The sequence below is a fragment of the Acidobacteriota bacterium genome (genome assembly GCA_030774055.1).
Classification (GTDB): domain Bacteria; phylum Acidobacteriota; class Terriglobia; order Terriglobales; family Acidobacteriaceae; genus JACPNR01.
Map to the genome: position 1 here is coordinate 1 of JALYLW010000086.1, position 7,417 is coordinate 7,417.

7 protein-coding genes are annotated in these 7,417 nt (G+C 63.6%); 4 read left to right on the forward strand and 3 right to left on the reverse strand.

The annotated features are described in order from the left end of the window. The 4 genes from M3P27_06985 to M3P27_07000 form a co-directional block, all read left to right on the forward strand. Positions 1-1,431 (forward strand): prolipoprotein diacylglyceryl transferase (locus tag M3P27_06985; protein ID MDP9268057.1); only part of this gene is annotated, 1,431 nt, incomplete at its 5' end. A gap of 108 nt (positions 1,432-1,539) precedes the next feature. Then, positions 1,540-3,021, forward strand: coding sequence for a hopanoid biosynthesis associated radical SAM protein HpnJ (hpnJ, locus tag M3P27_06990; protein MDP9268058.1), 1,482 nt, complete (start codon positions 1,540-1,542; stop codon positions 3,019-3,021). A gap of 43 nt (positions 3,022-3,064) precedes the next feature. Further along, positions 3,065-3,520, forward strand: a complete 456-nt coding sequence (locus M3P27_06995; protein MDP9268059.1) for a DMT family transporter — start codon at positions 3,065-3,067, stop codon at positions 3,518-3,520. Beyond that, positions 3,517-3,927: an EamA family transporter gene (locus tag M3P27_07000; protein MDP9268060.1), complete on the forward strand. Its 411-nt coding sequence runs from the start codon at positions 3,517-3,519 to the stop codon at positions 3,925-3,927. Before M3P27_06995 ends, M3P27_07000 begins: the two co-directional genes overlap by 4 nt. Before the next feature lie 43 nt (positions 3,928-3,970). Here the strand turns inward: M3P27_07000 and hpnE are convergent, their stop codons facing one another. The 3 genes from hpnE to hpnC are packed head-to-tail and all read right to left on the reverse strand — an operon-like array spanning position 3,971 to position 7,385. Then, positions 3,971-5,428, reverse strand: coding sequence for a hydroxysqualene dehydroxylase HpnE (gene hpnE / locus M3P27_07005; GenBank protein ID MDP9268061.1), 1,458 nt, complete (start codon positions 5,426-5,428; stop codon positions 3,971-3,973). A gap of 11 nt (positions 5,429-5,439) precedes the next feature. Next, positions 5,440-6,339, reverse strand: coding sequence for a phytoene/squalene synthase family protein (locus M3P27_07010; GenBank protein ID MDP9268062.1), 900 nt, complete (start codon positions 6,337-6,339; stop codon positions 5,440-5,442). Then, entirely contained in the window at positions 6,336-7,385 is a 1,050-nt protein-coding gene (hpnC, locus tag M3P27_07015; protein MDP9268063.1) for a squalene synthase HpnC, read from the reverse strand. The genes M3P27_07010 and hpnC overlap by 4 nt, the downstream gene beginning before the upstream one ends. Positions 7,386-7,417: the final 32 nt, after the last annotated feature.

A 7,417-nucleotide genomic window follows, 5' to 3' on the forward strand; every position in this document is an offset into this window, starting at 1 on the left:
CTACAGCTGGGCACGTTTGGCCTGATGGTGTGGCTCGGGCTGGTGGTCAGCTACTACGTGCTGCGCGCCGAGTTCCGCCGGCGCCGCCTGCCCAGTGATCCCGCGAACCTTACGCTGCTGCTGGGCATCATGGGCGTGCTGGGCGCGAAGCTCTACTCCGCCTTGGAGGCGCCGCATGAGCTGTTCGCGCACCCCGTCGAGGTGCTGTTCAGCCGTACCGGCTTCACCTGGCACGGCTCGCTGATCCTGTGCTTCCTCACGCTGATCTGGTGGGCGCGGCGGTATCGTATCCCGCTCCTGGTGCTGCTGGATGCGTGCGCGCCCGCCACCGCGATCGGCTACGGCATCGGACGCATCGGCTGTCTGATCTCTGGTGACGGCGATTACGGCACGCCGACGGCGCTGCCCTGGTGCATGCGCTTCCCCAACGGACTGGTGCCCACGAATGACTGCGTGCATCCCACCCCGATCTACGAGCTGATTCTCGCGCTACTGATCTTCTGGTTCCTGCGGAACGAGGGCAAGAAAGCAGCGCAACTGCAGCGGCCGGCGGGGACGGTCTTCGGCGAGTTCCTCATCCTGACGGGCGTGGCGCGCTTCTTCATCGAGTTCATCCGCTACATCGAGGGCAAGAGCTTCGCCTTCGGCGAGACCTTCGGACAGGGTTTCGTGGACTGGTACAACGGCATCTTCGGGATACGGCTGCCGTGGGGGTATCCGCACGCGCTCGACACCGCGCAGATCACCTCGCTGGCCTCGATGCTGGCGGGCGCGCTGCTGCTGGCCAGTGTGCTGCCGCGCTTCCTGCGCGGGCGCGAAGAGCATCGCATCCTCGAGCACGTGGCATTATTCGGCGAAGCGACGCAGCCGGAGTACACGCCGCCGACGGCGGAGTGTCCCCACCCCGAGCGTTGGCGGATGTACGACAGCATGTCCGCCGAGGTGGAGGTGCTGGAGTTCCTGAAGCGCTTGGTGACGACGGCCAAGCCCGAGCTGATCGTCGAGACCGGGACGTTCACCGCGCTCTCCACCATCAGGCTGGCGGAAGGCGTGGCGGAGAACGGATTTGGCAGGCTCATCACCATCGAGTTCGATCCCAAGGTGTTCGCGAAGGCCAAAGAGCGGGTGCAGCGGTCTGGCGTCGCAAAGTGGATCGAGATGCGCAATGCGTCGTCGCTCGAGACCAAGGTAGAGGGCAGGATCGATCTTTTATTCTCTGATTCCGACCTCGACATCCGCGAGCAGGAGGTGCGCCACTTCCTGCCGCAGATGAACCCTAACGGACTCATCGTGCTGCACGACGCGAGCTCGCACTATAAGGTCGTGCGCGAGCAAGCCATGCGGTTGCAGGCGGAGGGGCTGATCTCGGTCGTCTTTTTGGCGACGCCGCGGGGGCTGGTGGTGGCGCAGAAGCGCGAAGGACGGCGATAACGCCTCTTTTCCCGAACCTCTTTGCGCTTGGAGGCGTCTAAATAGCAGGGCTTTGTAACCCACTTTGTAACCCCGTCAAAGCCTGTTAAGATAAGCACTTACCTAATCATGAATGTTTTGAGAACGCTCTTCCTGAATCCGCCTTCTTTTGAGAACTTTGATGGGGGCGCCAGCTCGCGCTGGCCTGCTACCCGTGAGATCGAAAGCTACTGGTACCCGGTGTGGCTCGCCTATCCGGCAGGGTTGCTGGAGGGGTCGCGGCTATTGGACGCGCCGCCGCACCACGTCTCGGGGGCCGAGACCATCGAGATCGGCAAGCAGTACGACTTCCTCGTGCTCTTCACCTCGACCCCGGGCTGGAAGGGCGACCACGCCCTGGCCACGGCGATGAAGGCCGCGAATCCGAAGCTGAAGATCGCTTTCGTGGGGCCGCCGGTAACGACGGAGCCCAACCGGGCGTTGAATGAGTGTCCGGTGATCGACTTCGTGGTGCGCCGCGAGTTCGACTACGCGGTGGTGGAGTTCGCCCAGGGCAAGCCGCTGAACGAGATCCTCGGCATCAGCTACCGCGACGCGAATGGCAAGATCGTGCACACCGCCGACCGCCCGTCGGTCGAGGACCTGGACGCGCTGCCGCACGTGACGGACATCTACAAGCGCGATCTCGACGTCACCAAGTACAACGTGCCGTTCCTGCTCTATCCGTTCGTCTCGCTATACTCCACGCGCGGCTGCCCGGCGCAGTGCACCTTCTGCTTGTGGCCGCAGACGCTGAGTGGCCATCCCTGGCGCCAGCGCTCGGTAGAAGACGTTGCCGCGGAGATGGCCAAAGCGAAACAGCTCTGGCCCGACGTGCGCGAATTCTTCTTCGACGACGATACCTTCAATCTTCAGAAAGCCCGCACCATCAAGCTCTGCGCCGAGCTGAAGAAGATCAAGGGGCTCACCTGGAGCTGCACCTCGCGCGTGACCACCGACTACGAGACGCTCAAGGCGATGAAGGAAGCGGGCTGCCGCCTGCTCATCGTGGGATACGAATCGGGCGACCAGCAGATCCTGAAGAACATCAAGAAGGGCGCGACGGTGGAGCGCGCGCTGGCATTCTCCAAAGACTGCAAGAAGCTGGGACTCGTGGTCCACGGCGACTTCATCCTCGGATTGCCGGGCGAAACCAAAGAGACCATCCGCAAGACCATCGACTTCGCCAAGGAGATCGACGCGGAGACCATCCAGGTATCGATCGCGCACGCGTATCCCGGCACCGAACTTTACGATTGGGCCGACAAGAACGACTTCATCGTGAAGGGCGCGAACATGGTGGATGAAGGCGGCCACCAGCTCGTGATGCTGCAGTATCCCGGCCTGCCGCGCGAGTACGTGATGGAGATGGTCAACAAGTTCTACGACGAATACTACTTCCGTCCGAGGGCGGTCTTCCGCATCGTGCGCAAGGCGGTGTTCAACAACGTGGAGCGCAAGCGCCTGTACAAGGAAGCTAAGGCGTTCCTCAAGCTGCGCGCCGCGCGCATGAAGCTCTCGAAGACGCAGACCGACGAAGCCGCACAGAAGGCCGCGGCCGCCGAAGCCTAAAAAGCTCCGTCCCCTCGATCGCATACCAGATACCAGATAGAAGATGGACCTGAAGAAGTATCTCGTCTTGGCGGGCATCATCGTCTCCGGCGCCGTGGGCGATGTGTTGCTCTCGCGCGGGATGCGTGCCATGCCGCCGGTCGCGCTCCATGACCTGCCGCAACTGTTTGCCGCCGTGTTCACGCCGTGGATCGCCGGCGGCATCTTCTTCCTGCTCATCTTCTTTGCCTGCTACCTGACCGCGCTGACCTGGGCGGACCTCACCTTCGTGCTGCCCGCCGCCGCGCTCGACTACGTGCTGCTCGCGCTGCTCTCGCAATGGTTCCTGCACGAGCACGTGACCGTCACGCGCTGGCTGGGGATCTTGCTGGTCACCGCCGGCGTGGGCTTCGTGACGCGCGGGCCGGCGTTGACGCCGCTGCCGGAGACGGCTGTGGTGGTGCATGAAGAAGCGGCGCATCGTGATCCCGAGGTAAGACGTTCCGAGGTGGGCCCATGAGTGCGCCTTCGAGTTTGCAGCTCACATCGTCTGTGGTGACCACCTGGTCGGCCATCGGCGTGATCGTGGTGACCTCGACCGCGGGCGACGTGCTCACCGCCAAGGCGATGAAGCAGGTCGGCGACCTGGGCGAACTGTGGGAGAAGCAAGGCTTCTTCGCCTGCGTGAAGCGCGTGACCACGAACAAATGGTTCGTGCTCGGCGTGACCGCGATGGCGATGGCGTTCTTCTCGCTGTTGTTTGCGCTGTCGTGGGCGGACGTGAGCCTGGTCGCGCCGGCGGCGGCGTCACTCTCGTTCGTGACCAACGCGATCGCCGCGAAGTTCTTCCTGCACGAACGCGTAGACGCGCGGCGCTGGGCAGCAGCGCTCTGCGTGTGCGGTGGCGTGGCGCTCTTAGCCGCGTAAACCAGCCGCATAACGCCAGCGGCTCAGCGTCAGCCTCTTCCAGTCAACCCTTGAACCAACGCATGAAGCCCTTGGAAGGCAGGTCGGGGACGAGATATTTCTGCGGGCTCTTCTCCGTACTGGCGGCGGCGCGGGCTAGCTCTTCCGCGGCGCGATAGCCAGAGCGCACGGCGCCTTCCATGGTGGCGGGCCATCCGGTGGCCGTCCAGTCGCCGGCGAGGAAGACACGCGGCCATCCAGTGCGCTGCGGCGGGCGGTAATCGTCCGAGCGCGGCTTGGCGGAGTAGGTCGCGTGGATCTCCTTGATCACCGTCTGCTTCATCACCTTGGCGTCCTTGACGGCGGGAAAGAATTCGGCCAGCTCGCGCAGGGCGAGCTCAAGGATCTCCGGCTTCGACTTCTCCACCAGGTCTTTCGAGGAGCTGACGACGAGTTCGAGGTAAGAACCGGTTTCTCGTTTCTCGTTTCCCGTTTCTCGCGGCGCGAGCAGATTCGACTTGTTGAACATCCACTGGATGGTGCGGTCGAGCAGCACAGCGTGGTCAAGGCCGGTGACCTGGCGATCGAACCAGAAGTGGATGCCGGTGATAGGCGAATGCTCGAGCTTGCGCAACGCGGCGTGCAGCGGCTCAGCGGGTGGCTCGGCGGGCAAGATCTTAGCGAGCACTTCGAAAGGGACGGCAAGGATGAGGTAGTCGGAGACGATCTCAGTCGTCCCTACGGGACTCGCACTGTCACTGGTCCCTTCGGGATTCGGAGGGACGGCGAGACGGACGCAAGCACGCTCCCCCGACGTAGTGAATCCCTCCACGCGCGCGCGCAGGCGCACCTCCCCGCCGCGCTCGCGGATGTAGTCCGCGGCCACGCCATAGAGTTCGCTGAGCGGGACGGAGGGGACACCCATGCGTCCCGCCTGCCACGACTTGAGGAACGACTCACGGAAGACCTGCGCAGCGTAATGGATGCTCATGCGGTCGAGGTCTTCGTTGAGCGCGCTGACCAAGACGACTTTCCAGAAGCGCTCGATGGCGCGCTCGGTCTGTCCATGGCGGCGCAACCACGCCAGGAACGTCTCATCGGTCTCCTGCGGCAAGCCGGGCACGAGGAGAGCCATCACGCGCGCGATGGCGAGCTTGTCTAACAGTGAAAGCGAATGCGCCATCAAGAACGAGGGTGCGTTGTGGAATGGCTCCGGCCACCCGGAGGGCCAGATCTTCGACTGGCGGCCGCCGGGCTCGATGAAGGTGAGCTGGTCGTACCAGCGGATCCGATCTTCGACCTTCAGGCGGCGGTAGAAGTCGATGAGGTTGGTGCAGCAGCCGAGGAGGACGTGCTGGCAGTTGTCGACTGTTTCATTCGTTCCGGGGTGCTCGTAGGAGGAAGCTCTGCCGCCGAGATACGGACGGCGCTCCAGCAATGTGACTTTGAATCCGGAATCGGCCAGCGCGCAGGCAGCGGAGAGTCCGGCGAGACCGCCACCGACGACGGTGACTGTTGGCATAGTGGATGGCGTCATGCGAGCTGGCGCACGAATCCCATGCCGAGGATCTTCAATTTCTCCGGGACCGTGAGGCGCACGCGCTCGCGAAAGACGTCGTATTGCTTGAGCGCGATCTTGTCGAGCAGGCGGCTATAGATGGTGACCAGCGTCCAAAGAGCGGGCTGGCAGTCTTCGTTGATGAGGGGAATGAGCTCGTCGGCGGCGCGGTAGAACTCGCGGGCGCGGTCGGCCTCGAAGCGCAGGACGTCCGCCCAAACCGCGGCCTGGAAGCCGTTTCCAAGCATTGCTGGTGCGAGTTCGGCGGTAGAGCGTCCGAAGCGGGCAAGGTCGTCCTGCGGCAGGTAAACGCGGCCCATGAGCGCATCTTCGCGGACATCGCGGATGATGTTGGTCAACTGGAAGGCGATGCCGGTGCGCTCGGCGAGCGGCTCGGCGGCAGGATCTTTGTAACCGAAGATGCGGATGCTGATGAGTCCGACGACCGACGCCACGTGGTAGCAGTAGCGCGACAGGTCGTCAAAGGTCCTAAAAGTCAGGGGCACGCCGGGGACCGCCTGCTGCAAGTCCATCATGGTTCCCTCGACCAACTGGTCGAAGAGCTGCACCGGGATGTGGAAGCGCTGTTGCGCGTCGGCGAGGGCGAAGAGCACGGGATCGTCGGTCGGCTGCCCCTGCATGGCTTGATGGAACTGTTGACTCCAGGCCGCGAGTTTCTGCGCGCGCTGTTCGACCGGCATGGTCACGTCGTCGGAAAGATCGTCGGCGTGGCGCATGAAGGCGTAGACGGCGCAGAGCGCGTTGCGCTTTTCCTTGGGCATCACCAGGAAGGCGTAGAAGAAATTCTTGGCGGAAGAGCGCGTGACGCCGCGACAGATGGCGTAGGCGTGGTCGAGCTGTTTCTCTACGCTCACGCGAACAGCTTCCGGGCGCCGGCGCGCAGCACGAGGGCAAGCTTGCGCGGCTTGGAGATGACGGGACGCTGCTTCAGCACGTCGTATCCCTGGCGCTCGATGGCGGAGAGGATGGCCTGGCCGCCGCGGCTGAAGAGCTCGATGTCGGTGGCGAGGTCTGGCGAGACTTTGCCGGCGAGCGGCAGGCCGCGCTCGAACCACTCGCGCGCGCGCGCCACTTCGAACTTCATCAGCGCGAGGAACTCGGGCGTGGCCCGGCGCTGGGCGATGTCGTCTTCGGTCACGTTGAAGCGCCGCAGGTCTTCGAGCGGCAGATAGATGCGTCCTTTATCCCAGTCGCGAGCAACGTCTTGCCAGAAGTTCGCGAGCTGGAGCGCGGTGCAGGTGTAATCGGAAAGCTGCTGGCGTTCAGCGTCGCGATAGCCGCAAAGGTAGAGTACGAGACGTCCGACGGGGTTCGCGGAATAGCGGCAGTAGCCAAGCACATCGTCGAACGTCTGGTAGCGCGAGGTGGACTGGTCGCTGCGGAAGGCGACAAGCAGGTCGGCGAAGGGCTGCTGCGGGATATCGAGCTGGCGAATGGTCTCGCGCAGCGCGACAAACACGGGATGCCGCGGCGTGATGGGATTCCGGCGAGTCACCGCGGGCTCAAGTTTGTCCACGTCGCCACGCACGTCGGGCGACACGTCCTCCGCCAGGCTGAGATAGGTGGCGTTGAGTTCATTCTCCCATTCGTCAAGCAGACGCAGGGCCTCGCGCTTGTCGGCAACCTCGTCGCCAAGATCGTCGGAGATGCGGCAGTACGCGTACAGGTTGAAGAAGTGCTGCTTCAGTCTTTGCGGCAGGAACCAGGTAGCGACGGAGAAATTCTCGTAGTGGCGGCGCGCCAGGCGTTCGCAGTAGCGCTGCGCCTCATCGAGCGAAGGCGCACGCTGGGGAATAGCGTAGTCGGCGGGCAGGCCGGCGAAGCCGGCAGCGCCTTCTGCGCTCGTTATTTCTGCGCCCATTATTTCCGCGCCCCTGGGGCTCATGTTAGTCCAATCCATCGGTGACCGGTTCAGGCGGTGTGAGCAGAATG